Annotated in this window: 23 protein-coding genes; 13 read left to right on the top strand and 10 right to left on the bottom strand. The window is 64.1% G+C overall.

Features of this window, described 5'->3' with window-relative positions; genetic code table 11:
• Positions 1-12: 12 nt before the first annotated feature.
• Complete coding sequence (locus V6F88_RS12090; RefSeq protein ID WP_332609738.1) at positions 13-1,725, bottom strand: ShlB/FhaC/HecB family hemolysin secretion/activation protein; 1,713 nt, start codon at positions 1,723-1,725, stop codon at positions 13-15.
• Positions 1,726-2,101: 376 nt separating this feature from the next.
• Here V6F88_RS12090 and rimO point away from each other — a divergent pair, with 376 nt between their 5' ends.
• On the top strand, positions 2,102-3,418 hold the full coding sequence (gene rimO, locus V6F88_RS12085) for a 30S ribosomal protein S12 methylthiotransferase RimO (protein ID WP_332609737.1): 1,317 nt from the start codon (positions 2,102-2,104) through the stop codon (positions 3,416-3,418).
• 65 nt (positions 3,419-3,483) lie between these two features.
• Here the strand turns inward: rimO and V6F88_RS12080 are convergent, their stop codons facing one another.
• A complete protein-coding gene (locus V6F88_RS12080) occupies positions 3,484-4,035 on the bottom strand; it encodes a ferritin-like domain-containing protein (RefSeq protein ID WP_332609736.1) in 552 nt (183 codons plus the stop codon).
• A 230-nt stretch (positions 4,036-4,265) separates the two neighbouring features.
• Here V6F88_RS12080 and V6F88_RS12075 point away from each other — a divergent pair, with 230 nt between their 5' ends.
• The 5 genes from V6F88_RS12075 to V6F88_RS12055 are packed head-to-tail and all read left to right on the top strand — an operon-like array spanning position 4,266 to position 7,345.
• On the top strand, positions 4,266-4,853 hold the full coding sequence (locus V6F88_RS12075) for a TIGR00730 family Rossman fold protein (RefSeq protein ID WP_332609735.1): 588 nt from the start codon (positions 4,266-4,268) through the stop codon (positions 4,851-4,853).
• Positions 4,854-4,895: 42 nt separating this feature from the next.
• Positions 4,896-5,462 (top strand): hypothetical protein, encoded by a 567-nt coding sequence (locus V6F88_RS12070; RefSeq protein WP_332610255.1) that lies wholly within the window; start codon positions 4,896-4,898, stop codon positions 5,460-5,462.
• Between the two features lie 32 nt (positions 5,463-5,494).
• Positions 5,495-6,121, top strand: coding sequence for an HAD hydrolase-like protein (locus V6F88_RS12065; protein ID WP_046803107.1), 627 nt, complete (start codon positions 5,495-5,497; stop codon positions 6,119-6,121).
• A 21-nt stretch (positions 6,122-6,142) separates the two neighbouring features.
• Positions 6,143-6,769, top strand: coding sequence for a pyridoxamine 5'-phosphate oxidase family protein (locus V6F88_RS12060; protein ID WP_332609733.1), 627 nt, complete (start codon positions 6,143-6,145; stop codon positions 6,767-6,769).
• A gap of 57 nt (positions 6,770-6,826) precedes the next feature.
• On the top strand, positions 6,827-7,345 hold the full coding sequence (locus tag V6F88_RS12055; RefSeq protein WP_332609732.1) for a class IV adenylate cyclase: 519 nt from the start codon (positions 6,827-6,829) through the stop codon (positions 7,343-7,345).
• 66 nt (positions 7,346-7,411) lie between these two features.
• On the opposite strand, the gene fmt is transcribed toward V6F88_RS12055, so the two are convergent.
• Together fmt and def are read right to left on the bottom strand one after the other, a co-directional pair.
• A complete protein-coding gene (gene fmt, locus V6F88_RS12050) occupies positions 7,412-8,362 on the bottom strand; it encodes a methionyl-tRNA formyltransferase (RefSeq protein ID WP_332609730.1) in 951 nt (316 codons plus the stop codon).
• A gap of 33 nt (positions 8,363-8,395) precedes the next feature.
• Positions 8,396-8,908: a peptide deformylase gene (def, locus tag V6F88_RS12045; RefSeq protein WP_332609728.1), complete on the bottom strand. Its 513-nt coding sequence runs from the start codon at positions 8,906-8,908 to the stop codon at positions 8,396-8,398.
• 224 nt (positions 8,909-9,132) lie between these two features.
• On the opposite strand from def, the gene dprA reads away from it, so the two are divergent.
• The 3 genes from dprA to V6F88_RS12030 all read left to right on the top strand — a co-directional run bounded on the left by dprA (position 9,133) and on the right by V6F88_RS12030 (position 11,746).
• Positions 9,133-10,245: a DNA-processing protein DprA gene (dprA, locus tag V6F88_RS12040; protein ID WP_332609726.1), complete on the top strand. Its 1,113-nt coding sequence runs from the start codon at positions 9,133-9,135 to the stop codon at positions 10,243-10,245.
• 122 nt (positions 10,246-10,367) lie between these two features.
• A complete protein-coding gene (locus V6F88_RS12035) occupies positions 10,368-11,276 on the top strand; it encodes a hydroxymethylglutaryl-CoA lyase (RefSeq protein WP_332609724.1) in 909 nt (302 codons plus the stop codon).
• The gene (locus V6F88_RS12030) at positions 11,273-11,746 is read left to right on the top strand and encodes a hypothetical protein (protein ID WP_332609722.1); all 474 of its coding nucleotides are present in this window, start codon (positions 11,273-11,275) and stop codon (positions 11,744-11,746) included. The genes V6F88_RS12035 and V6F88_RS12030 overlap by 4 nt, the downstream gene beginning before the upstream one ends.
• 50 nt (positions 11,747-11,796) lie before the next feature.
• On the opposite strand, the gene V6F88_RS12025 is transcribed toward V6F88_RS12030, so the two are convergent.
• Together V6F88_RS12025 and V6F88_RS12020 are read right to left on the bottom strand one after the other, a co-directional pair.
• On the bottom strand, positions 11,797-12,813 hold the full coding sequence (locus tag V6F88_RS12025) for an amino acid ABC transporter substrate-binding protein (RefSeq protein WP_104142648.1): 1,017 nt from the start codon (positions 12,811-12,813) through the stop codon (positions 11,797-11,799).
• A gap of 127 nt (positions 12,814-12,940) precedes the next feature.
• Positions 12,941-14,182 carry an aminotransferase-like domain-containing protein gene (locus V6F88_RS12020; protein WP_332609719.1) on the bottom strand — a complete coding sequence of 414 codons (1,242 nt, stop codon included), beginning with the start codon at positions 14,180-14,182 and terminating at the stop codon, positions 12,941-12,943.
• Between the two features lie 200 nt (positions 14,183-14,382).
• Between V6F88_RS12020 and V6F88_RS12015 the strand changes: the two genes are divergently transcribed.
• On the top strand, positions 14,383-15,102 hold the full coding sequence (locus V6F88_RS12015) for a YggS family pyridoxal phosphate-dependent enzyme (RefSeq protein ID WP_332609717.1): 720 nt from the start codon (positions 14,383-14,385) through the stop codon (positions 15,100-15,102).
• A 160-nt stretch (positions 15,103-15,262) separates the two neighbouring features.
• Positions 15,263-16,231, top strand: coding sequence for a Bug family tripartite tricarboxylate transporter substrate binding protein (locus V6F88_RS12010; protein WP_332609715.1), 969 nt, complete (start codon positions 15,263-15,265; stop codon positions 16,229-16,231).
• 80 nt (positions 16,232-16,311) lie between these two features.
• Here the strand turns inward: V6F88_RS12010 and V6F88_RS12005 are convergent, their stop codons facing one another.
• The gene (locus V6F88_RS12005; RefSeq protein ID WP_332609713.1) at positions 16,312-20,271 is read right to left on the bottom strand and encodes an FAD/FMN-binding oxidoreductase; all 3,960 of its coding nucleotides are present in this window, start codon (positions 20,269-20,271) and stop codon (positions 16,312-16,314) included.
• A 131-nt stretch (positions 20,272-20,402) separates the two neighbouring features.
• Positions 20,403-20,939, bottom strand: coding sequence for a YqaA family protein (locus V6F88_RS12000; RefSeq protein WP_332609711.1), 537 nt, complete (start codon positions 20,937-20,939; stop codon positions 20,403-20,405).
• A gap of 158 nt (positions 20,940-21,097) precedes the next feature.
• Here V6F88_RS12000 and ilvA point away from each other — a divergent pair, with 158 nt between their 5' ends.
• On the top strand, positions 21,098-22,606 hold the full coding sequence (gene ilvA, locus V6F88_RS11995) for a threonine ammonia-lyase, biosynthetic (protein WP_332609709.1): 1,509 nt from the start codon (positions 21,098-21,100) through the stop codon (positions 22,604-22,606).
• Between the two features lie 173 nt (positions 22,607-22,779).
• Here ilvA and V6F88_RS11990 read toward each other — a convergent pair whose 3' ends face one another.
• Both V6F88_RS11990 and V6F88_RS11985 read right to left on the bottom strand, forming a co-directional pair.
• Complete coding sequence (locus V6F88_RS11990; RefSeq protein ID WP_332609707.1) at positions 22,780-23,892, bottom strand: porin; 1,113 nt, start codon at positions 23,890-23,892, stop codon at positions 22,780-22,782.
• 461 nt (positions 23,893-24,353) lie between these two features.
• Positions 24,354-24,737, bottom strand: a complete 384-nt coding sequence (locus V6F88_RS11985; RefSeq protein WP_332609705.1) for a DUF4148 domain-containing protein — start codon at positions 24,735-24,737, stop codon at positions 24,354-24,356.
• Between the two features lie 403 nt (positions 24,738-25,140).
• On the opposite strand from V6F88_RS11985, the gene V6F88_RS11980 reads away from it, so the two are divergent.
• Positions 25,141-26,031, top strand: a complete 891-nt coding sequence (locus V6F88_RS11980; protein ID WP_046803091.1) for a LysR family transcriptional regulator — start codon at positions 25,141-25,143, stop codon at positions 26,029-26,031.
• The last annotated feature ends 11 nt before the right edge of the window (positions 26,032-26,042 follow it).

Here is a 26,042-nt window from a genome sequence, read left to right as displayed (position 1 = left end):
CAAAGCGCCGGATCAGAACTCGAACATCACGGCCGCGGCAAACACGGTGGATGCCGTCTTTATCGATTCCGGCTTTTTCAACGGCCAGCCGGCAGACAGGTCATAGCTGGCATCGACATAAGGAAGGGATAAGCGCCCGCGCAGCCCGGTCACCGCGCCCACCAACGTGCGCCCGGTCAACCATCGCGCCGACTCGCCGCCCACGCGCCCGGCGTCCACGCCCGCATACAGTTGATGGCCGGGGCCGCCAAGCAGTTTGTCCAGGCCCAGCGACAAGTCGTTGCGCAGCGTCCAGCCGTCTTCGGCCGCCAGCGTCATCTGCCCGTCAAAGCCGCGCACCGCATAACGATTGCCGATGGTGAAGTAGTCCGACGGCACGACCGGCGTCTTGGCGTGCTGAATCTGCCAGCTGACGTGGTACGCCCAGGGCTGGTCCGCCAATTGAAACGGCAGGTAGAGCCCGGCATTGGCCAGCGCGATGGTGCTGCGGCCATTCCAGTCGGGGTCGCCATAGACGTAGCCGGGCTGGTCGGACAGGCCGGCCAGCGTGCCGCGCAGGCCAACGCCGGCGTCCAGCACCGCGCGGCCCACATAGTGACGATGCGCCACGTTGATGTCGTAGCCCGTCACGTCGCGCCGCTGGACTTCAATGGCGACGTCGTTCAACGTGCTGCCGACGCGCTTGCGCAGCATCGCCAGCGTCGCCGTGCCTTTGTAGTCCGTACCGCGATAGGGCACGACCGACACGCCCGCCTGCAACTGCTTGGTGGTGCCGCCGTAGACGATGGGTTCGTCAAAACCGGCCACGGTTTGGCGATAGGTGGATTTGCTGGCGCCGGCAAAGGCCGTCCAGTAGCCAAAAGGGATGCTGTAGTTGATGGACGCTGCGCGCGTGTTCGAGTCCGCATCGCGCCAGCGCGCATTGCTGTTCCACGACACAGACAGCTGGTCGTAAAGGAACAAGGGGGAATCCAAGGTCAGCCCGGCGTTGACCTGATACTTGCCGATGGCGTCCAGGCCGCCGTTGTCGCTGCCCACGTAACCATGCCAACGCTTGCCCGTGCCTGGACGCAGAATAATGTCGGAGTCACCCAGTTCGGGGCCGGGCCCGACATCGATGGTGGCATCCGCCTGACCACGAAGCCGGCGGATATTTTCCAGCGCCTGGTCCAGATCGCGCTGATTCAATTCGCCGCCAGGGCCGGTGGGCAAGGCGGTGCGCCACCATCCAACGGTATTCGCGTCTTGCACGGCCGAGATGCGGCCGGGCAGAAAGCGCAGCGTCAGCGCGCCTAACGCCAGCGATTGTTCAGGCACGACGACGCGTGCCGTGATCTGGCCGTCCTGGATCAGCCAGCCGTTCAGATATTCCTGAAACGCCCGCAGCCCTTGTCCCCCGACGCATTGGCCGATGACAGCGCGAGCGGCCCCGGCCAAGTCAGAAGGGGGTGGCGCGTCATCCCAGGCCAAATTGCCGATGACGAAGCATGGCGTTTCAACGGGCAGGTCCAGCCCGCTTCGGCCGCGCGCGGCATCGGAGGACAAGACATCCGGGCGCTCGGCCGAGCGGGCACGCTGGGCGTCCAGCTCTTGCTCTTGCCTGCGTTCGATTTCGGAAGGGCGTGATACCGCCTCGGGCGGGGTCTGCGCGAAGGGCTCGGTAGGGCAAGCGCCCGCCGCGATCAATACCACTGCGGCGACTCGCCGGCACCAATAGGAATTCATAACGGTTTCGCGCCCGCAGCAAACCGAGGGCGCGTGCTATCTCGTTGAAACTAAATGTTGAGGCAGTTTGCGTGACGAGATAGTCAAAAACAATGGAAACCGGCGCGAATAATCAAAATCTGATTTTTACTAGAATTTGAACGCCGTATTAATGTCATTGGCCGGCGTTAGGAGATTTTAGTAATTGTCTGATTTCTAACCGCCGGATTTGCGTACCGCATCGGGGCAACGCGTGGCCGACGCAAAGCAGCGCACAGGCGACACACCACGCTATGAATGCGCCGCGTTTCCCCTAAAATAACGGCCCCCGCTCCGCCGCGCTAAAATTGCGCACGTTTTGATCATTGGCGCCGGCTCGCGCCCACCGAGGTATTCCATGTCTTCCCCCAAAGTCGGCTTCGTCAGCCTGGGCTGTCCTAAAGCCCTGGTCGACTCCGAACGCATCCTGACCCAACTGCGCACCGAAGGGTACGAAGTCACGCCCGAATACAACGACGCGGATGTTGTCGTCGTCAACACCTGTGGGTTCATCGACAGCGCCAAAGCCGAATCGCTTGAAGCCATTGGCGAAGCGCTGGCCGAGAACGGCAAGGTCATCGTGACCGGCTGTATGGGCGTTGAGGAATCGGTGATCCGCAAGGTGCATCCCAGCGTGCTTGCAGTGACCGGCCCTCAGCAATACGAAGAGGTGGTGCGCGCCGTGCATGATGCCGCGCCGCCCAAGCAGGACCACAACCCGTACCTGGACCTGGTGCCGCCGCAAGGCATCAAGCTGACGCCGCGCCACTACGCCTATCTGAAGATCTCGGAAGGCTGTAATCACCGCTGTAGCTTCTGCATCATTCCGTCGATGCGCGGCGACCTGGTCAGCCGTCCGGTGGGCGACGTGCTCAGCGAAGCCGAACGCCTCGTCAAGGCCGGCGTAAAGGAACTGCTGGTGATCTCGCAGGACACCAGCGCGTACGGCGTGGACGTCAAGTACCGCAGCGGTTTCTGGAACGGCCGCCCGGTCAAGACGCGCATGACGGAACTATGCCTGGCGCTGTCCGAAATGGGCGTGTGGACGCGCCTGCACTATGTGTACCCGTACCCGCACGTGGACGAAGTGATTCCGCTGATGGCCGAAGGCAAGATCCTGCCGTACCTGGACATTCCGTTCCAGCACGCCAGCCCGCGCATCCTGAAGGCCATGAAGCGCCCGGCGTTTGAAGACAAGACGCTTGCGCGCATCAAGCGCTGGCGCGAAATCTGCCCCGACCTGACCATCCGTTCCACGTTCATCGTGGGCTTTCCCGGCGAGACCGAGGAAGACTTCCAGTATCTGCTGGATTGGATGCAGGAAGCGCAATTGGATCGCGTGGGCTGTTTCCAGTATTCGCCGGTGGAAGGCGCGCCCGCGAACCTGCTGGACAACCCCGTGCCCGACGACGTGAAGCAAGACCGTTGGGAACGCTTCATGGAATTGCAGCAAGGCATTTCGACCGCGCGCCTGGCCCGCAAGGTGGGCCGCGAGATCGACGTGCTGATCGATGAAGTGGATGAAGACGGCGCCATCGGCCGCAGCAGCGCGGACGCGCCGGAGATTGATGGCTGTGTGTACGTCAGTTCCGACAAGCCCCTGAAGGCGGGCGATCTGGTGCGCGTGCGCGTTACCGAGTCGGATGAATACGATCTGTGGGGCGAAGCCCTCTGATAAGGCAAGGGCGCCCGAGTTTCAGGCGCCCTTGCCGTGCGGCCACTACCGTATAGCGGCTACTTTTACAGGAAGTCCGCCAGATCGTCGGCGTGTTCCTCTTCAACCGCCAGGATCTCTTCCAGCAAGCGGCGCGTGGTCGAGTCCTGTTCACCGATGTATTCAATCATCTGGCGATAGCTGTCAATGGCGATGCGTTCGGCGATCAGGTTTTCCTTGATCATGTCTTGCAGGGATGTCCCTTCGACATATTCCGAATGGCTGCGCTCCAGCAGGCCCTTCGGCGACAGGTTCGGTTCGCCCCCCAGCTGAACAATACGTTCAGCCAGACGGTCGGCGTGTTCCTGTTCTTGCGTGGCGTGCTCGGCGAATTCTGCCGCCACCGGTTCGGCATTCAAGCCGCGAGCCATGAAGTAGTGGCGCTTGTAGCGCAGCACACAGACCACTTCGGTGGCCAGTGCCTCGTTCAGCAGCTTCAGCACGGTTTCCCGGTCTGCGCGATAGGTGTCCGTAACGGCGCCTGACTCAATGTCCTGGCGCGCCTTGGCGCGGATCGCCTTCACGTCCATGTCGAATGGGCGGCTGGCCTTCTCGGGGGTTCGGGTCGTTTGTTCCATATCGTTCGCTCCTCTGTTAGTGAAAGCCCTACGACGCTGGATTTCCAGTCGTACCGAACGACTCAGTCTACCGATCGCAGCAGAAGTTGCTGTGTCCAAACATTGCTCCTGCCACCAATTTGCACGGCGCCGGGGCCCCCAAACGCACCCGCTGACGTTCTCGTAAACTATCGACTTCCCGGAACGCCCGTGACGCAATCTGTAACGGGCCCGGCCTTCACGAACCTGTTATGAACCTGAAGAACATCTGCGTGTATTGCGGCTCGAACCCCGGCACCCGGCCGGATTACATCGAGCAGGCCCGCGTGCTGGCCCGCGAATTGGTCAAGCGCGACCTGGGGCTGGTGTACGGCGGATCGGTCGTCGGCATCATGGGCGTGGTGGCCAACGAAGTGCTGGCCGCCGGCGGCCGCGTGATCGGCGTCATCCCGGAATTGCTGCAAAAGAAAGAACAGGCGCATCGTGGCCTGACCGAATTGCACCTGGTGCAGAACATGCACGAGCGCAAGGCAATGATGATCGACAAGTCCGACGGCTTCATCGCATTGCCTGGCGGCGCGGGTACGCTGGAAGAGTTTTTTGAAGTGTGGACGTGGGCGCAGCTGAACATGCATCAGAAGCCCTGCGGCCTGTTGAACGTCGCGGGATACTACGACGCGTTGGTGCAGTTCGTGGATCACGCCGTCGACGAAGCCTTCATCCGGCCGCAGCATCGCGACATGCTGGTGGTGGAAGAAGACCCCGCCCTGCTGCTGGATCGCTACGCCATCTACGAGCCGCCCAACGTCTCGAAGTGGTTCGACCCCATCACGGCCTGATGGCCCTCTTGCCCTGTTGAGCCCATGACGCCCGTTCTTGAAATGACTTCCGATTCCTTGTCCCCCGCCAGCACCGAGTCCGTGCTGCGCGACTATTTCCACGCCAAGGATGAAAACCGGCCGCATCATCTGGCGCGGGCATTCGCGTCGGACGCGGTCCTGAAAATGGCCTTGCGTACCCAGGCCATCGCATTCCCGCCCGAATCCCACGGGGTCGCGGCCATTGCGGACACCCTGGTGCGCAAGTTTGGCCAGACCTACGAAAACGTCTACACGTTCTACCTGTCGCGTCCCGCGCCCGAGGCGCGCTTGCCCGACTACCAGTGCGACTGGATCGTCGGCATGACCGAAAAGGCCACCGGCAATGTGCGCGTAGGCTGCGGCCGCTACGACTGGAAATTCCAGGCGCAACCGTATCGCGCCACGGACCTGACCATCACCATCGAAACCATGGTCACGCTACCGCCCGGCGACATGCCCGCCGTGTTCGGCTGGCTGCTGGGCCTGGACTACCCCTGGACCAACGCCGCGCGCGTGGTGGCCAGCGCGCCGCCGCTTGAAGCGCTGGCGCCGGTCGTGCACTATTTGCTTCACCCCAACGGCTTGTAGCCCCGCCAGAAGCCGGCAAACGGACTGATTACTTGAAATACGACATCGCTGCATTCGACTTTGACGGAACCTTGGCGGACACCATGCCCTGGTTCAATTCCATCCTGAACACGGTGGCCGACAAGTACGGCTTTCGCAAGATCGACCTGACCGAGCGCGAAAACCTGCGTCACCGCGAGGCCTCGGAAATCTTGAAGTACCTGGGCATCCCGCTGTGGAAATTGCCGGCCATCATGACGCACGTGCGCACGCTGATGCAGGACATCGACCCCAGCGTGCACTTGTTCGACGGCATTGCCGACGCGGTGGCGCGCATCAAGGCAGGCGGCGTGCGCCTGGCGGTGATTAGTTCGAATTCCATTGAAAACGTGCAGCGCGTGCTGGGCGCGGACACCTGCGCGCTGTTCGACGACTATGAATGCGGCACCGATCTGTTCGGCAAGGCCGCCAAGATCGACCGCCTGATGCGGCGCCATGAAGTCGCGCCCGAACGCTTCCTGCTGGTGGGCGACGAAATGCGCGACATCGACGCCGCCCGCAAGGCCGGCGTGCGCGTGGGGTCGGTCGCCTGGGGTTATAACCATGTGGACGCCCTGCGCGAACGCAAGCCCGACGAACTATTTTTGACCGTAGCCGACCTACCCGCCATCCTGGCCTGACGCTGCCAACCGGAACCCGCCATGCACATCGACCCCGCTCATCTCGTCACCGACGCCGCCGCGCTGCAAGGGTTGTACGGCGCGCCCGGCGAGGCCTCGCTGAAGAAGGAAGTGGATCACGTGCACCCGCATTACCGCGCGTTCATTGAAGCGGCGCCGTTTGCGATGTTGGCAACATCAGGCCCGGACGGGTTGGACGCTTCGCCGCGCGGCGACCCCGCCGGCTTTGTCGTGGTGGAAGACGAAAAGACGCTGCTGTTGCCAGACCGCCGCGGCAACAACCGCATGGACAGCTTGCTGAATGTTCTGGTTGACCCGCGCGTGGCGCTGTTGTTCCTGGTGCCAGGCGTGGGTGAAACACTGCGGGTGAACGGCACGGCGCGCGTCAGTGTCGACCCGGCGCTGCTTGCGCGCTTTGCGATGGACGGCAAGCTGCCGCGCTCGGTGCTGATCGTGGACGTGCAGACGGTGTATTTCCAATGCTCGCGCGCGCTGCTGCGATCGCGGCTATGGGACCCGACCACGCAGGTGCCACGCAGCGCGCTGCCCAGCACGGGACGCATCCTGTCCGACCTGACGGCCGGTACTTTCGATGGCGCGGCTTACGACCGCGACCTGCCCGCGCGGGTGGCGGGCACGCTGTATTGATGCGGTATCCGTGCGGTATCGGTGCCGTCTGCATTCATCTTGCGCGAGGGTAACGCCATGGCTCGCAACGTTGAAATCAAGGCACGGGTCGACAACCTGGCCGTGCTTGAACCCCTGGCCGCCGCGCTGTCGGGGCAGGAACCGGTGATTCTTGACCAGGACGACACCTTTTTCACGTGCACGCATGGGCGCCTGAAGCTGCGCGCCTTTGGCGACGGCACCGGCGAGCTCATTTTTTATCGTCGCTCGGACGAAGCCGGCCCCAAGGAGAGCTTCTACGCCATTTCACCGACGGATTCGCCCGACACCCTGCGCCAGACGCTGACGCTGGCCTACGGCGCAATCGGCCGCGTGAAAAAGCACCGCACCGTATTCATGGCCGGACGCACGCGCATCCATCTGGATCGGGTCGAGGGGCTGGGCGATTTTCTGGAACTTGAAGTGGTGCTGCGCGATGGCGAAAGCCTGGACGCCGGCAGCGAAGAAGCCCGCACGTTGATGGCCGGGCTGGGTGTCGCGCCCACGCAGTTGGTGGCGGGCGCGTATCTGGATTTGTTGGCGGCAACTCGTCCGTGACCGGCGTGGGGTGCAGGCGGGGGCTGTGATCCGCCCGGCGCGGCGCAGCCGCGGCGTAACCCGCCATCAGGCCGGTTGCCAGCCCCGCACGAACACGTCCACGGGCTGGCGCTTGCCGCCGGCTTTTTGCAATTCCAGTAACCGCAGCACGCCGTCGCCGGTGGCGATGTCGATGCCGTCCGCCTCGGCGCGCAGCACGGTGCCGGGCTCGGCCGCCAGGGCCGCCGATGCGTCTTCAAGCGCCTGCGCGCGCCAGACCTTGACGGGGTCGGGCAGGCCAGGCAGCCGGATACTGGCGCCCGGCACGGGGTTGAAGGCGCGCACGCGGCGCGCCAGCAATGCCGCCGCTTGCGTGCAGTCCAGCGCGGCTTCGGCCTTGTCCAGTTTGGCGGCGTACGTCACGCCGGCCTCGGGCTGTTTGGTCGGCGTCAGGCCGCCTTGTTCCAGCGCATTCAGCGCGTCCACAATGGCCTGCCCGCCCGCCAACGCCAAGGCGTCGTGCAATTGCGCGGCGTTGGTGTCGGCCGAGATGGGCACCACGCGTTCCAGCAGCATATCGCCCGTGTCCAGGCCCTGATCCATCTGCATGATGGTCACGCCCGTTTGCGCATCACCGGCTTCGATGGCGCGCTGGATGGGCGCGGCGCCGCGCCAGCGCGGCAACAGACTGGCGTGGATATTCAGGCAGCCCAGGCGCGGCAGGTCCAGCACCCATTGCGGCAGGATCAACCCGTACGCGGCCACGACCATGACGTCGGGCGCAACCTGTTCCAGCAGCGCGCGCGCTTCGGCGGCCTCGTCGGGATAGCGTCCGTCCAGCCGCAGGCTGCGCGGTTGGGCAACGGGTATGCCGGCGTCAAGCGCGGCTTGCTTGACCGGGCTGGGCGTCAGCTTCAAGCCGCGTCCAGCGGGCCGGTCAGGCTGGGTCATGACCAGGGCGATGTCGTGACCGGCGGCCCGCAAGGCGTCAAAGGCGATACGGGCAAATTCCGGCGTGCCGGCAAAAACTAGGCGCATGGGGTTCTGACCAAAAAATCAAACAACAGGGAATCAGTCGCGCAGCGCTTCGCGCTCGGCCTTCTTCAGCTTGGTCTTGATGCGGTTCTGCTTCAGGTTGGACAGGTATTCGACGAAGACCTTGCCTTCCAGGTGGTCAAGCTCGTGCTGGACGCACACGGCTAGCAGGCCGTCCGCTTCAAATTCGAAGGGTTTGCCGTCGATATCCAGCGCCTTGCAGCGGATGCGCGAAGCACGTTCGACTTCGTCGTAGATGCCCGGCACCGACAGACAGCCTTCTTCGTAGATCTTGTAGTCGTCGCTGCGCCAGGTGATCTCGGGGTTGATCAGCGTGAGCAGGTCGTTGCTGTCTTCGGACACGTCGATCACGACCACGCGTTCGTGCACGTCAACCTGGGTTGCGGCCAGGCCGACGCCCGGCGCGTCGTACATGGTTTCGGCCATGTCGCGTACCAGTTGACGGATACGGTCGTCGACTTCGGCTACCGGCTTGGCTTTCTTGTGCAAGCGCGGGTCCGGATAGCGAAGGATAGGAAGTAAAGCCATTGAAAAGGGTTCGCCAGTAATTGATGCGTAGGCAAGAGTTTAATTCATTAGAGTATTGATTTCTAATAGTTTTCGGCTAAGTCGAGCATTGCCGGCGTGCTACGTCCCCGCTTCTTTGGCTGGTAAGCAAGCGGACAAGAGAGATTGAAACGACACGCACGCACCGGCACCGGCTGCGCCTTGCATGCGACACTTGCCACCCTTGACGCCATCGCGCCTGCCTCATGCCGCTTACGCATACGTCCGCCGAACTGTCCGCCTGGTTGCGGCTGTCCCTGGAGCCCAACGTGGGTTCCGCCACTGCCTGTACGCTGCTGAGCGCGCTGGGCCTGCCCGAGCAGATCTACGCCCAGCGCGCCACCGCCCTTGCCCGCCACCTGCCCGATGCGCTGGCGCGCCAGTTGGCAGCCCCCATGCCGGCGGAGATGGCGGCGCAGGTGGACGCCGCGCTGCAATGGGTGGACGCGCCGCACCGCCACATCGTGACGCTGGCCGACCCGACTTATCCCCAAAGCCTGCTGACCATTGCCGACCCGCCCATTCTGCTGTACGTGGCGGGCGACCCGGCTTATCTGCAAGGCCCGTCGCTGGCCGTGGTGGGCGCGCGTAACGCCACGCCCGGGGGCCAGGAAACCGCGCGCGCCTTTGCCCGCCACCTGGCCGGCCACGGCTGGCGCGTCATCAGCGGCCTGGCGCTGGGCATCGACGCGGCGGCGCACGAAGGCGCGCTGGACGCCGGGCCCGAGGGCGCGGGCACCGTCGCCGTCATGGGCACCGGCATTGACCGCATCTACCCCGCCCGCCACCGCGATCTTGCCCACCGCATTGCCGGCCACGGCGCGCTGGTGTCTGAATTCCCCCTGGGCACCGGCGCCTTGCCGCCCCACTTTCCCAAACGCAACCGCATCGTGGCGGGCCTGGCTCGCGGCGTGCTGGTGGTGGAAGCGGCCAAGCAAAGCGGCTCGCTCATCACGGCGCGGCTGGCCGGCGAAAGCGGGCGCGAAGTGTTCGCCATTCCGGGCTCGATCCACTCGCCCTTGTCGCGCGGCTGCCATGCCTTGATCCGCCAGGGCGCAAAGCTGGTGGAAACCGCAGCGGACATTACCGATGAATTGGGCGGCGGGCCCACGCCCGTCAACCGCCGTGCACCGCCCCCGCCACCGTCATTGCCGGACCACCCCGTGCTGGACGCGATGGGTTACGACCCGCTGCACGTAGATGCCATCCAGACGCGTTCGAACATCGCCATCGGCGACCTGCAGGCGCAGCTGGTTGAACTGGAACTAGAGGGCCGGCTCGCCCGTCTGGATGACGGGCGCTACCAACGTTTGAAGTAGGGTCATCCAATGGCCCAACACCCGCGTAAGCGCGCAGGCCCGGCGCGCGGCGATGGCGCTAATATTGGCGATGGCGCCGCAGTGTTGCGCGACGCGTCACCCAAATCGAACCAGGAAGAGACATGGCTTTGCCCTCCCGCGTGAAGATCGTCGAAGTGTCGCCCCGCGACGGTCTGCAAAATGAAAAGGAATTCGTGCCGACCGACATCAAGGTCGAGCTGGTCAACCGCCTGTCCGCCGCGGGCTTCCCCAATGTGGAAGCCGCGTCGTTCGTGTCGCCCAAGTGGGTGCCGCAGATGGCCGATGGCGCCGACGTCATGGCGCGCATCGAACGGCGCCCGGGCACGATTTATTCCGTGCTGACGCCGAACATGAAGGGCTTTGAAGGCGCGCTGGCCGCCGGCGCGGACGAAATCGTCATCTTCGGCGCCGCCAGCGAAGCGTTTTCGCAAAAGAACATCAACTGCTCCATCGCCGAATCCATCTCCCGCTTCGAACCCGTGGTGCAAGCCGCGCGCGACGCCGGCATCCGCGTGCGCGGCAGCATCAGCTGCGCGCTGGGCTGTCCGTATCAAGGCGAGGTTCCGATTGCATCGGTGGTGGACGTGGCGCAACGCTACCTGGCAATGCAGGTCGATGAAATCGACGTGGCCGACACCATCGGCGTGGGCACGCCGCAGTTGGTGCGCGACGTGATGACGGCGGTTACCCGCGTGGTCGACCCGGCGCGCGTGTCCGGCCATTTCCATGACACCTACGGCCAGGCGCTGGCCAACATCCTGGCCGCGTTGGAAACCGGCATCTCGATCTTCCATACGTCGGTTGCCGGGCTGGGCGGCTGCCCCTACGCGAAGGGCGCCACGGGCAACGTCGCCACCGAAGACGTGCTGTACATGTTGCGCGGGCTGGACATCGACACGGGCGTGGACTTTGACGCCGTGGTCGACATCGGCCAGTGGATGTCGGCCAACCTGAACCGCAAGGGTTCCAGCCGCGCGGGCAATGCCATCGCGGCCAAACGGGCGGCATGACCTCGCCTGGCCCCGCCCCTTCTATTGAAGATCGCGCGGCCGTGCTGCGCGAGATCGGCCCATTGCCGTTGTCGGGCCAGGCCTGGCCCGACTGGGTTCGCATTCTGGCCTGGGTGATCCTGGCGGTGCTGGGCGTGCAGGTGGTCACCACCGCAATTCGCGCCCCCGCGCAGCCGTTCGACACCGTGCTGGCCGTGGTGGTGGTGCTGTGCTTTGTGGGGCTGCTGTTCGTGTCCTGGCACATGCAAACGTCGATCACCACGATCGACGATCGCGGGCTGCGCCAAACCTGGTTCACGCGTCGCGAAGTGGCCTGGGAAGACGTACGCTATGCGCGCTTCGTGCCCATGCTGTTTTCCAAACGTCTGGTGATATTCACGCACCGAGGCAAACCCGTCATCATCCAGGGCGGCACGCGGGAACTGCGCGCGGCCTTTGTGAAGATCGCGCAGCTGTATCGGCGCGGATGACGGGCTTGGAGCCGGGGTGCGGCGTTACCGCAACCCTGTAACCCCGCCGGTCAGCGGATCGGCAACGCGTACATCAAGCCGCCTTGCGTCCATTGCGCATTCAGGCCGCGCTTGATCTTCAGCGGGCTGCCTTCGCCCACGTTCCGTTCAAAGCTCTCGCCGTAATTGCCCACCTGCTTGACGATGTTGTAGGCCCATTTTTCGTCCAGGCCCAGGTTCGCGCCGCTGCCGGGCGTTACGCCCAGAATGCGCTTGATGTTGGGGTTGGCGCTTTTCAGCTGCTCGTCCACGTTCTTGGACGTGACGCCGTATTCTTCGGCTTCTATCATTGCCGACAGCGACCAACGCACAATGTTCAGCCACGTATCGTCACCCTGGCGCACGAACGGGCCCAGCGGTTCTTTAGAAATGATCTCGGGCAGCACGACGTAGTCGTCGGGATTTTGCAGTTTGGAGATACGGATCGACGCCAGGCCCGACGCGTCCGTCGAGAACACGTCGCAACGGCCCGCGGCGAAGGCGTTGACCACTTCGTTGAAGGTCTCGATCACCACCGGCTTGTACGTGACGTTGTTGGCGCGCGCCCAGTCGGCCAGCGTGTTTTCGTTGGACGTGCCCGTTTGCAGGCAGATGGTTGCGCCGTTGATATCCTTGGCGCTTTTCACGCCCAGCGACTTGGGCACCAGAAAGCCCTGGCCGTCGTAGAAATTGATGCCGGCATGGATGATGCCCAGCGCCGTGTCGCGCTGCTGTGTGACGGTGGTGTTGCGCGTCAGCACATCCACTTCGCCCGATTGCAACGCGGTGAAGCGCTGCTGCGAGTTCAGCGGCACCACCTTGATCTTGTTGGCATCGCCAAAGACCGCCGCGGCGATGGCGCGGCAAAGGTCTACGTCCAGCCCTTGCCACTTGCCTTGCGCGTCGGGCGCGGAAAAGCCGGCAAAGCCCGTGGTCGTGCCGCAAGCCACGGCGCCACGCTGGCGCACGACGTCTACCGTTGCCGCCTGCGCGCCCTGCGCCGCCGCTACCAATAGCGCCGCGCCCACCAACCCTTTTGCAATGTTCATGACCTGGATTCCTGTTGTACCGGGCGCGCGGACGCGCCGAGGCAAGAAGCTTATAGACATGAAGCGCCCGCGCCAAATAACAAGCGCTCATTAAGGTATGCGCGGCGGCGACCGGGTGCCTGGGCCCCTACGCCGCCAACGAAATCGACACCGGCTCGTTGGCTACGCAAGCGTCCAGCGCGCGACCCAAACGCACCATGCCCTGCGCAATTTCCGCTTCATTCATGGTGGCAAACGACATGCGCATGGCGAACAGGTCGGCCTGTTCGACGTTGGCGTAGAACGCCTTGCCGGGTACATAAACCACTTCGTGTTCAATCGCGTACGGCAACAGGCGCGTCGCGTCCACATCGCCCGTCAGCCGTGCCCAGAAGAACATGCCGCCTTCGGGCTTGCTGAAGCTGACGCGGCCGTCCAGTTCGCGCGCCAACGCCTGGGCCATCGCATCGCAGCGCTGGCCATAGGCGGCGCGAATGCGCGGCACGTGTTCGTCATAGCGGCCGTTGGCCAGGTATTGCGCCACCACTTCCTGGATCCACGCCGACGAGGCCATATCGTCGGCCGCCTTGGCGCTGACGCAGCGGCGACGGATTTCAGGCGGGGCGATCAGCCAGCCGATGCGCAGCGCGGGCGCCATGGTCTTGGACATGCTGGCCAGGTATACGGCCCAGTGGCGGGCTTCGCCTTCCGCCAGGGCCGCGATGGGCGGCACGGCTTCGCCGGCAAAGCGCAGTTCGCTGTACGGGTCGTCTTCAACGATCAGGAAGCGGTGCTTGACGGCCAGTTCCAGCAAGCGCAGGCGGCGCTGGCGCGAAATGGTCGCCCCGCAAGGGTTCGAGAACGAGGCCACGACGCAAACCATCTTCGGCTTGATCCGCGCGGCCAGCTCGTCCAGCGCATCCACGTCGATACCGTCCGGGCCGGAGGCCACCGTGTGCACCGTGGCCCCGGTGTAGCGCAACGCCTGCACGGAATTGGGGAACGCGGGCGATTCGATGATGGCGTGGTCGCCCGGTTGCAGCATCACCCGCGTCAACAGCGCCAGCGCCTGCTGCGACCCGCCCGTTACCACCAGTTCGGTGTCGGCATTGCAATGCAGGCCACGCGCGGCGGACAGGCGGGCCAGTTCGTTACGCAGGCTGGCCTGGCCGTCGATATTGGAATATTGCAGGCAGGCACCCAGCCGCGACATGACCTGGGTGGACGCCACCGACAAGCCCTCGACGTCAAACAGTTCCTGCGCGGGGTAGCCGCCGGCCAGCGAAATGGTGCCGGGACGCAACGCGTACGGCATCAGCGATCGGATGGGGGAAGCGGGGGGATTCAGGAAAGGCGTGGCAAAGGCGTATTCTGGCGCAGCGCTGGACATGGCGGGAGACTGGGGAAGGTGGGAAACCGTGTCGCCCGCTGGGGCGGCGCCGGAGGGCATAGAACATTGAAATATAAACAAATCTCCGCAAATTCTAAGCCTGCGTATTACGCAGGGTCAACGACTGGCGCGCATCGTGTGGCGAAACGATCGCGCGCAGTCCTACACTATGGGACATCCTGTTCCTGCAAGAGAGCTGCATGACCGTCGAAGACACCATGGCCGGGCGCATTGCCCACATCCACCAACGCATTGCCGACGCCTGCGCGCGCGCCGGGCGCAGCCCGGACAGCGTGGTGCTGCTGCCCGTCAGCAAGACCTTCGAGGTGGACGCGATCCGCGAAGCCATGGCGCTGGGCATGACGCGCTTTGGTGAAAACAAAACCCAGGAAATCCGGCAGAAGGCGGCTGCCCTGGCCGGCCAGGGCCTGCAATGGGTGCTGATCGGCCATTTGCAGACCAACAAGGCCAAGGACGCCGCGCGCGACGCCACCGAAGTGCAGTCGCTGGACCGCGTCGACCTGGCCGAAGCCCTGCATCGCCGCCTGCTGAATGAAGGCCGCACGCTGGACGTGCTGGTGCAGGTGAAAACGTCTTCCGAGCCCAGCAAGTTCGGCATGGCGCCTGAAGACGTGTCGGCCTTCCTGCGGCGCATCGCGGCCGAATTTCCCACGTTGCACGTCAAGGGGTTGATGACGCTGGCCGTCAATTCGCCCGATCCAGAACAGGTCCGGGCCTGCTTTCGCGCCCTGCGCATGCTGCGCGACAGCCTGCTGTCCGAAAACATCGAGGGCGTGTCGCTGGACCGGCTGTCGATGGGCATGAGCGGCGACTTCGAACTGGCCATCGAGGAAGGCTCGACCGAAGTGCGCATCGGCACGGCGATTTTCGGCGCCCGCACCTACCCCGACCCGCAATAACGGGGTAGCGCGATGCGGGAAAACAGGGGGCCGGGCGGCCCCCTTTTCACGTCGAACGCGAGCATAATAGCGGCGCAAAAAATAGCGGCGCGAACCGACGGCGCAGAACACGACCGCCCGCGTCGCGCTCAAACTTTGATCCCGCACGAGGAGACACCCCATGCAACATTCCGCACGGCGCCTATTGGCGCTGGCCGCCCTGTCGTTGGCCGCCGCCACGGCATCCGCCCAATCGTGGCCCACGCAACCCGTCCGCTGGATCGTGCCGTACCCGGCCGGCGGCGGCACCGATGTGGTGGCGCGCACCGTCGCCAGCGGTCTGGAAAAATCGTTGGGCCAGACCATCGTGGTGGAAAACCGCCCCGGCGCGGCCACCATCATCGGCGCCACCGCCATCGCGCAGGCAGAACCCACCGGCTACATGGTGGGCACGGCGGACTCGGGCACTCTGGCGTTCAACTCGTCGCTGTACGCCAAGCTGTCCTACGATCCGGCCAAGTTCACCTACATCGGTGGCATTGCCAAGTTTCCGCTGCTGTTGGCCGTGAACGTGAATTCGCCGTACAAGACGGTGCAGGACGTGCTGGATGCCGCCAAGAAAGAGCCCGGCAAGCTGACCGCGGCGTCGGCCGGCGCGGGTTCGCCGCACCATCTGGCGCTTGAGCTGTTCAAGCAGCGCACCGGCGCCAACCTGTTGCACGTGCCCTACAAGGGCGCGGCGCCCGCCATCCAGGATCTGCTGGGCGGACAGGTGGACGTGATGTTCATTGACCTGGCCTCGGGCCTGCCCAACGTCAAGGCGGGCAAGCTGCGCGTGCTGGCCGCTGCCACACCGGAACGCGTGTCGGTCTTGCCCGACACGCCGACCATGGCTGAACAAGGCGTGGCCAACTTCACGGCCTACGCCTGGCAAGGCCTGGTGGGCCCGGCCGGCGTGCCGGAAGCGGTGGTGAAGAAGCTGTCGGCTGATTTGGACGCCACGCTGAAAAGCCCCGCCGTGTCGCAAAAGATGCTGGACATGGGGGTGATCCCGATGCCGATGTCCGCGCAGGACTTCAAGGCCTATGCCGAACAAGAGCGCAGCGCCTGGGCCGACGTGATCAAGAAGGCCAACATCAAGCTGGAGTGATCCGTCATTCGGCCAGGCGATAAAAAACCCGCGTTCATCGCTGAACGCGGGTTTTTTCATGGGGTCAGGCGGGGGCCGCTTTACACCAGCACGCGCTCGATACCGCCGGCGTTGGCGCGTTTCACGTAGTCTTCCATCCAGCCTTCGCCCAGGATGTGGCGGGCCATTTCGACGACGATATAGTCGGCTTCCATCTTGACGTCGCCTTCATAGCGCGACAAGCCCTGCAAGCACGACGGGCAGGACGTCAGCACCTTCACGTCGCCCGCAAAGCCGTCGCCGCGCAGCGCGGCATCGCCCTTGAGCAGCTCTTCCTGCTTGCGAAAGCGCACCTGCGTCGAGATGTCGGGCCGGCTGACCGCCAAGGTGCCCGATTCCCCGCAGCAGCGGTCGCTCTTGATGGCTTCGTCGCCGACCAGGGCGCGAACCGTCTTCATCGGCTCTTGCAGCTTCATCGGAGTGTGGCAAGGGTCGTGATACATGTAGCGCACGCCCTTGGCGCCTTCTAGCTTGATGCCCTTTTCCAGCAGGTATTCGTGGATGTCGATCAGGCGGCAACCCGGGAAGATCTTGTCGAATTCATAGCCCGACAGCTGGTCGTAGCAGGTGCCGCAGCTGACCACCACGGTCTTGATGTCCAGGTAGTTCAGCGTGTTGGCAACGCGGTGGAACAGCACCCGGTTGTCGGTGATGATCTGCTCGGCCTTGTCGGTCATGCCGTTGCCGCGCTGGGGGTAGCCGCAGCACAGGTAACCCGGCGGCAAGACCGTTTGCACACCGGCGTGCCACAGCATGGCTTGCGTGGCCAGGCCCACCTGCGAGAACAGGCGTTCGGAACCGCAACCGGGGAAATAGAACACGGCTTCGGTGTCGGCGGTCGTGGCCTTGGGGTCACGAATGATCGGCACGTAGTTCGCGTCTTCGATGTCCAGCAGCTTGCGCGCCGCCTGCTTGGGCAGTCCGCCGGGCATCTTCTTGTTCACGAAGTGAATGATCTGCTCGCGCAGCGGCGGCTTGCCGACGGTGGCCGGCGGCTTGGCCGTCTGCTTTTTCACCAGGCCGGAGAACAGGTCATGCGCCGCGCGCTGCACCTTGTAGCCCACGCCCACCATCGCCTTGCGCGTCGCGTTGATGGTGGCCGGGTCCTTGGCGTTCAGGAAGAACATGGCGCTGGCCGTGCCCGGGTTGAACGACTTGCGGCCCATGCGGCGCAGCACGGCGCGCATGTTCATCGACACGTCGCCAAAGTCGATATCGACCGGACAGGGGTTGTAGCACTTGTGGCAGACCGTGCAGTGGTCGGCAACGTCTTCGAATTCTTCCCAGTGCTTCAGGCTGACGCCGCGGCGGGTCTGCTCTTCGTACAGGAACGCTTCCACCAGCAAGGAGGTGGCCAGGATCTTGTTGCGGGGCGAATACAGCAGGTTGGCGCGCGGCACGTGGGTGGCGCACACCGGCTTGCACTTGCCGCAACGCAGGCAGTCCTTGATGGATTCCGAAATGGCGCCGATGTCGCTTTGCTGCATGATCAGCGACTCGTGGCCCATCAGGTTGAAGCTGGGCGTCCAGGCGTGGCGCAGGTCGGCGCCCGGCATCAGCTTGCCGGCGTTGAAGTGGCCGTTGGGGTCCACGCGACGCTTGTAGTCCTGGAACGGCGCCAGTTCGGCTTCCGTCAGGAATTCGTACTTGGTCAGGCCGATGCCGTGTTCGCCCGAGATCACACCGTCCAGGTCGCGGGCGATCTGCATGATGCGGTCGACGGCCTGATGGGCCTCGCGCAGCATTTCGTAGTCGTCCGAGTTGACCGGGATGTTGGTGTGCACATTGCCGTCCCCGGCGTGCATGTGCAGCGCGACAAACACGCGGCTTTTCAATACGCGGCCGTGGATGGCGACGAGTTCGTCGACGATCTTCTTGTACGACGCGCCCGAGAACGTGCGCTGCAAACCCGCCAGCACTTCGGTCTTCCAGGACACGCGGATGGTGCGGTCCTGCACCACGTCGAAGACGCGCGCGGTGGGCTGCGCGGCCAGGCGGTCGGTCAGCGTGGCCTGGACGTCGCCCAGGCCCAGCGCTTGCAGTTCGGGCAGCGCCTGCGCCAGCGGCAGGTCCAGGTTGTCCAGCAGCCATTGCCAGCGCTGGCGCACGCTGCCCAGCAGCTCAAGCGCCTGGCGCGTGCGGTCGGCCAGCACTTCGGCGCGGGTGCTTTCGATATCGGCGTCGTCGGCCTTGCCCACCGGCAGCGGCGTGCACAGGTAGGCATCCAGCGCGCCCAGCAGCTTGAGCTTGTTGCTGGTCGACAGTTCGATGTTGATGCGTTCGATGTGATCCGTGTATTCGCCCATGCGGGGCAGCGGGATCACCACGTCTTCGTTGATCTTGAAGGCGTTGGTATGGCGCGCGATGGCGGCGGTGCGCGAGCGGTCCAGCCAGAACTTCTTGCGCGCCTCGGGGCTGACGGCCACGAAGCCTTCGCCATGGCGCGTGTTGGCCAGGCGCACGACTTCGCTGGCGGCTGCCGCTACGGCATCATCGTCGTCGCCGACGATGTCGCCGATCAGGACCATCTTGGGCAGCACGCCGCGCTTGCTCTTGGTGGCGTAGCCGACCGCGCGCAGATAGCGTTCGTCCAGGTGTTCCAGGCCGGCCAGGATGGCGCCACGCGCCTTGCCTTCGCCGTCCAGATAGCCCTTGACCTCGACAATCGACGGGATGGCGTCGCGCGCCTGCCCGAAGAATTCCATACAGACCGTGCGCGTGTGGCGCGGCATGCGGTGCAGCACCCAGCGTGCCGACGTGATCAGGCCGTCGCAACCTTCCTTCTGAATGCCGGGCAGGCCCGCCAGGAACTTGTCGGTAACGTCCTTGCCCAGGCCTTCCTTGCGGAACACCCGACCCTTGATTTCAAGCAACTCGGTTTTCAGCAGGCGCTCGCCGGGCTTGCCCTTGCCGTCGAACCACTTGAGTTCGAAGCGCGCCGTTTCCACGTCATGGATCTTGCCCATGTTGTGTTCCAGGCGGGTGACTTCCAGCCAGTTGCCGTCCGGGTCCACCATGCGCCACCAGGCCAGGTTATCCAGCGCGGTGCCCCACAGCACGGCCTTCTTGCCGCCGGCGTTCATGGCGATATTGCCGCCCACGCACGACGCTTCGGCCGAAGTCGGGTCCACGGCAAATACGAAACCGGCGGCCTCGGCCGCTTCGGAGACGCGCTTGGTGACGACGCCGGCGCCGGCATGGATGACGGCCACGGGCTCGGTCAGGCCGGGCAAGATACAGGACTCGACCTTGCCCAGCTTGTCGAATTTTTCGGTGTTGATGACGGCCGACTTCCAGGTCAGCGGGATGGCGCCGCCGGTGTAGCCGGTGCCGCCGCCGCGCGGCACGATGGTCAGGCCCAGTTCAATACAGGCGGTGACCAGCGCGGCGATTTCGTCTTCGGAATCGGGGGTCAGCACCACGAACGGGTATTCCACGCGCCAGTCGGTGGCGTCCGTCACGTGGGATACGCGTGACAGGCCGTCGAACTTGATGTTGTCGCGCGCGGTGATGCGGCCCAGCACCTTCTGCGCCTGCTTGCGCATCATGGTGGTCTGGTCGAATTCCCCTTCGAAGGCAGCAATCGCGGAACGGGCGCGGGCCAGCAGGCCAACGACCTTCTCGTCGCGATGCGGGTCGTGGCCTTCTTCGGTGGGCGAACCCGGCTCGCGGCGGCGATCGATTTCGCTCAGGCGATGATGCAGGGCGTCGATCAGCTGCTTGCGGCGCTTGGGGTTGTCCAGCAGGTCGTCTTGCAGGTACGGGTTGCGCCGCACCACCCAGATATCGCCCAGCACTTCGTACAGCATCCGCGCGGAGCGGCCGGTACGGCGTTCGCCGCGCAGGTCGGACAGCAGGCTCCAGGCGTCATCGCCCAACAGCCGGCCGACAATCTCGCGGTCGGAAAACGACGTGTAGTTGTAGGGGATTTCGCGCAATCGCGCGGGAGCGGCGGGCGGCATCGCCCCGTTCAAGATGTGGCTAGCGAGTGGGGCGTTCATGGCGGCAAGAGGGGCCCATAAAAAATTATTTTATGCCATTGGCCGGACTTGACCCCTAATACCCCTAGGAAGCCGGCCCATGGCGCGGGGAAAACGGCATGTACCGTCCCCGATTAAACGAAAGTTGGTGCTTAGATCTGGCCAGGGAAGAACCACAGCAGGCTGGCCGTCATGGCCAGGTAGCGCAGGAATTTGCCGATAGCCATATAGACCACGCACGGCCAGAACGACAAACGCAGCCAGCCGGCCACGGCGCAAAGCGGATCGCCCACGGCGGGCAGCCAGGACAAGAGCAGCGCGGGCGGGCCCATGCGGTGCAGCCAGTCATGCGCGCGTTCGTTCCAGCGGCCGCGCATGCGCCCGCCTTCGGTGGCGTCCGGATGCGGATGCGGGTGCTTTTCCTTCCACCGTTGCACGGCTTTTTCAGCGCCTACGCCCATCCAGTAGCTGATTGCCCCGCCCACGGTGTTGCCGGCGGTGGCCACCAGGATGGCGGGCCAGAACATATCGGGCGCCAGCTTGATGAAGCCGAACACCGCCGGCTCGGAGCCCAGCGGCAGCAAGGTGGCGGATATCAGCGACACCGTGAAGATGGCGGACAGGCCCACCGAGGGCAGCGCCAACATTCCCAGCAACCAGTGAACAGCGGATAAGAGGCTTTCTTCCATGAGGAGCGAGTGTAGCCGCGCGCAGTGAAATGACGATCAGGAATCGAACCGGCCCGCGTGTCCACGTCGCGGCATCGCAACCAGAAACCTGACGGGCGACGCGGCTTTCCCTGCAATAATCTCGCCCAATCCTCACTTTTGCTTCTTTGCGCGGCCCCATGTCCACTGATTATCTGAAACGCATCCTGACTTCGAAGGTTTACGACGTGGCGGTGGAATCGCCGCTGGAGGCCGCGCCCCAGCTGTCCGCGCGCATGTCGAACACGGTGCTGCTCAAGCGTGAAGACACCCAGGCAGTGTTCAGCTTCAAGCTGCGCGGCGCCTATAACAAGATGGCGAACCTGCCGCCGGCTGCACTGAACCGGGGCGTGATTGCCGCCTCGGCCGGCAACCATGCCCAGGGCGTGGCGCTGGCCGCCAGCCGGCTGGGCTGCCGCGCCGTCATCGTCATGCCCACGACCAGCCCCCAGGTAAAGGTGGACGCGGTGCGCCGCCTGGGTGGCGAAGTGGTGCTGGCCGGCGAGAGCTTCACCGACGCCTTCGCGCACGCGCAAACCCTTGAGAAGAAAGAAAAGCTGACCTTCGTCCACCCCTTTGACGACCCCGACGTGATCGCGGGTCAGGGCACGGTGGGCATGGAGATCTTGCGCCAGCACCCGGGCCCCATCCACGCCATCTTCGTGGCCATCGGCGGCGGCGGCCTGATTTCCGGCGTGGCTGCCTATATCAAGCAGTTGCGCCCCGAGATCAAGATTATCGGCGTGCAGACGGAAGACTCCGACGCCATGCTGCGCAGCGTGCGCGCCGGCCGCCGCGTGCAGCTCAATGACGTCGGGCTGTTCTCGGACGGCACCGCCGTCAAGATGGTGGGCGCCGAAACCTTCAAGCTTACGCGGCAGTACGTGGACGACTTTGTCGTGGTCAACACGGATTCGATCTGCGCCGCGATCAAGGACGTGTTCCAGGACACGCGCAGCGTGCTGGAACCGGCGGGCGCCATGGCCGTGGCCGGCGCCAAGCAATACGCCGCCGAACACAACCTGAAGGGCAAGACGCTGGTGGCGATCGCCTGCGGCGCCAACATGAACTTCGACCGCCTGCGCTTCGTGGCCGAGCGCGCCGAAGTCGGTGAAATGCGCGAAGCCGTCTTTGCCGTGACCATGCCAGAACAACGCGGCAGCTTCCGCCGCTTCTGCGAACTGGTGGGCGAACGCAGCGTGACCGAATTCAACTATCGGATATCCGACGCGGACCGCGCGCATGTGTTCGTGGGCATCCAGGTGTCCTCGGCCGCCGAGCCTGACAAGATTGCCGCCAATTTCCGCCGCCACGGCTTTGACACGCTGGACCTGACGCACGACGAAATGGCCAAGACGCACTTGCGCCACATGGTGGGCGGCCGGTCGGCGCTGGCGCGCAACGAACTGCTGTACCGCTTTGAATTCCCGGAACGCCCGGGCGCGCTGATGCGTTTTTTGAACGCGATGAATCCGGACTGGAACATCAGCCTGTTCCACTATCGCAACCAGGGCGCCGACTATGGCCGCATCCTGATCGGCATCCAGGTGCCGCCCGCCGACAAGAAACAGTTTCGCGCGTTTGTGGCCGAACTGGGCTACCCGCACTGGAACGAAACCGAGAACCCGGCCTACAAGCTGTTCCTGTAGACGACGCGCCACCACACCACGCGCCGCCCCAATGCGAGAGGGCCTCCATCTGGAGGCCCTTCCCTTCTGTCCGTCAAAGACGCCCGGCCGAACCCAAGGGGGGCTCGCTGTCACTCGGCGGCCTACGGAGATAAGCCGCGCATTCAGCAGGGTTCAGCCAGACGTCCCGCCGATTAGAAGCGGTGGCGCAAGCCCACGGCGACGGCGGTGTCGCGTGCGTCGTGCTGGAACGCGTAGTTGTCGCCGTAGGACGCGTACGCGTACAGGTTGGTGCGCTTGGTGAAGTCGTAGGTATAGCCCAGGCTGTACACGTTGAACGTGGCGTCATCGCCCGTCAGTTTGTCGTTGCCGGGGGTGGCGCGCTGCCACGAACCGAACACGGCGTGACGGCCCAACGGAACGGTGGCGCCGATCATGTACGAATTGGCGCGAAAGCCGTCGGCCAGCTTGAACGAACCCAGGTTGTTCATGCCTTCCGGCGTGGTGCCCATGTTCTGGCCAACGAACCAGCCGTCGCGCGTCTGGCCGAATGCGGCAGCCAGCTTCACCACTTCAAAGTCGTACGAACCGCCGACGATGTATTCCTGAATGCGCGCGGCACTCTTGCCGCCAACGCGATCGTTGGTCGGGTCGAAGCGGTCATACGCGGCGGCCAGGTTCAACGGGCCGTTCACGTACTGCGCGCCTACGGTCAGCACGCGGTTGTTGTTGCCGGTGGCAAAGCCGGTCTGCGTGGTGTCGCTGACGGTGTCATCCGCGCTGAACGAATAGCCCACGCCGGCCTTGAAGCCGCCCAGGCTGGGCGTTTGATACAGCACCATGTTGTCCAGGCGCATCGTATTGGCGCTGCCGAACGTCGTACCCATGTTGGCGGTGTTGTAGCTGATCGAGAACGGGTCGATGGAGCCGAAGTACTTGGACGCCAGGTTCGTTTGACGACCGAATTCCAGACGGCCCCAGGAATCGCTGTCCAGCCCGACCGTGGCTTGACGACCGAACAGGCGGCCGTTCTGGGCCGACTTGCCGTTCATCGGGCCAAAGCCGCCTTCCAGGGTGAACACGGCGCGCAGGCCGTCGCCCAGGTCCTCCGTGCCGCGCAGGCCGAAGCGCGAGCCGCTGCTCACGCCCTGCACGCCGCCAATACGGCTTTGCTTCACACCGTTGAATTTCACTTGTTCGTAGCCGATACCGGCGTCGATCAAGCCGTACAGCGTCACGGAGTCGGCGGCTTGCGCGGCGCCGGCAAAGCCTGCCAGCAACGCGACGGCCAATAGCGTCTTCTTCATAACAGTTACCCCAAAATGGCGAGATGAAAAGGCATGCGCAGCGGCCGCGCCCAAGCGGCGGGCCTGCTGCGTGCCGCTGCGATCCGCATGCGGCGTCTGCACTGACGCTAGTGTCCGGCGGGCTGCAACGCGAAGTAACACGGATTTCGACGAACTACTTTCCATGGTTGGGATAATCCCGCCGCGCAAGCCTGGCTTGGCGACATCGCGCCACGCTTAAGGCCTTGAAAATAAATGCGAATGTTTGCTCGCCATTGCGTCGCGCGCGGCGCGGACGACTTCGATGTGGCGGAATTTTCCGACAGCACTTGTTGTGCGCCTCGACCAGTTGTGCGGCAAAAACGCCACAGTGTGCGGGGCTTCCCACATGCCGACAAAAATGGCCGGCAAATAAAAAACCCCTTGGCGTCTCAAGGGGTTCTTCGTGACCAGCGGGCAGTGCAATAAAACAATAGGTGGGCTTACTTGCCCTTGGGCGGGTAGTCCAATTCGCCAAAGGTGTATTCGCCGCGCGCCTTGGCTTCGGCCAGTTCCTGGCGCACCTGTTCGCGCGTCTTGCCACCGGATTGCGACACGGCGGCGCGAGGCGGGTAGTCCAGTTCAGCGGTGGTGACCTGGCCGGCGGCCTTGGCGCTTTGCAGTTCTTGCTGAACCTGATCGCGCGTCAGACCAGTTTGCTGCACGGTGGCGGGCGGGTAGTCCAGTTCACCAAACGTGACCTGACCGGCGGCCTTGGCGGCTTGCAGTTCTTGTTGGACCTGTTCACGCGTCTTGCCATCGGCGTGGGCGGCGGACATGCCAACCAGGGTTGCGGTAACCATGAGTGCGGTTGCTAGGGCTTTCATTGTGATGACTCCATCCTAAACCTTGCACAGCGTGCGGCGCCAGAATGGCGGCCGCGATGTGACTGTTTGATTGCTGGGACGAAGTATCTGGAAAATCGCGCCTAGTAAAAACCCTTAATTTGGGGAACATATTTGCACGGATGGGACAATCGCAGAATGTATCCGGCCGCCGCTGTGCAACGGTTGCGCAATTGGGTGGGGTGTCTTAAGCGTGACAGCGGCGCCAAGGCGCCGCAAGCCGTGCGGGCATTCAGCTTCCCGCAAGCCAACGCAGCGAAATCGGGAAGCGCCAACAAGGAAGCGGACCTTCAGCGCAAGGAAATAGACATTTCAGCTGGCGGGACAATAAATCCATTTATCATACAAACCTGCCAGAAATGGAATTTAGAGAGTCGAGGACCCCATGGATATCCAGCTTAACGACATCGCGCTTTTTGTCGAAGTCGCCAAGCGCAAGAACTTCAGCCACGCCGCCGAAGCCTTGAATATTCCAACGTCCACGCTGTCGCGCCGCGTCAGTGAACTGGAACGCAGCGTTGGCATGCGGCTGCTGAACCGCAGCACGCGCAAGATCGACCTGACCGAAGCCGGCGCCATTTACTTCGAGCGCTGCCGGCACATCGTTGAAGAAGCGCGCATCGCGCACGACCAGTTGCTGGACATGGCGGTGCAGCCCAAAGGGCGCCTGCGTATCTCGCTGCCGACCAGCCTGGCCCAGCTTTTCCTGCCGGCCGTCATCAGCGAATTTCGCGAGCAGCATCCCGACATCGAATGCGATTTCGATCTGAGCATGCGTCCGATCGACCCGATCAGCAATCCGTTTGACCTGATCCTGCGCTTTGGGCAGCAACCCGATTCCAGCTTGATTTCGCGCAAGATCGTACTGATGGCGCACCAGCTTTACGCGTCGCCGGATTACCTGGCACGCTATGGCGAACCGCGTGTGCCGGGCGACCTGACCCACCACGAATGCCTGCGCCCCACCATGCGCGAGGAATCATCCTTCTGGATGCTGCATTCGGGAGACAAGGTGGAACGCGTGCAGGTGTCGGGCAGGCTGTCCGCCAACAACGTCGGCATGTTGGGGCGGCTGGCCAGCCAGGGGCTGGGCATTACGCCGCTGCTGGTGTTCGACGCGATGGAACGCGCCATCAAGCAGTCCGGGCTGGTGCGGGTGCTGCCCGACTGGAGCCTCACGCCGCTGCCGTTGTTTGCGTTGCTGCCCTCGCGCATGCTGCCCGCCAAGACCAAGGCGTTTCTGGATTTCATCCAGCCCAGGCTGTCGGATTCCTAAGCGCGACCTAG

This window comes from Achromobacter sp. ESBL13 (assembly GCF_036668755.1).
Lineage (GTDB): Bacteria > Pseudomonadota > Gammaproteobacteria > Burkholderiales > Burkholderiaceae_B > Achromobacter.
Note: the sequence above shows the minus strand (reverse complement) of the source record. Positions and strands in the feature narration are given on the sequence as shown.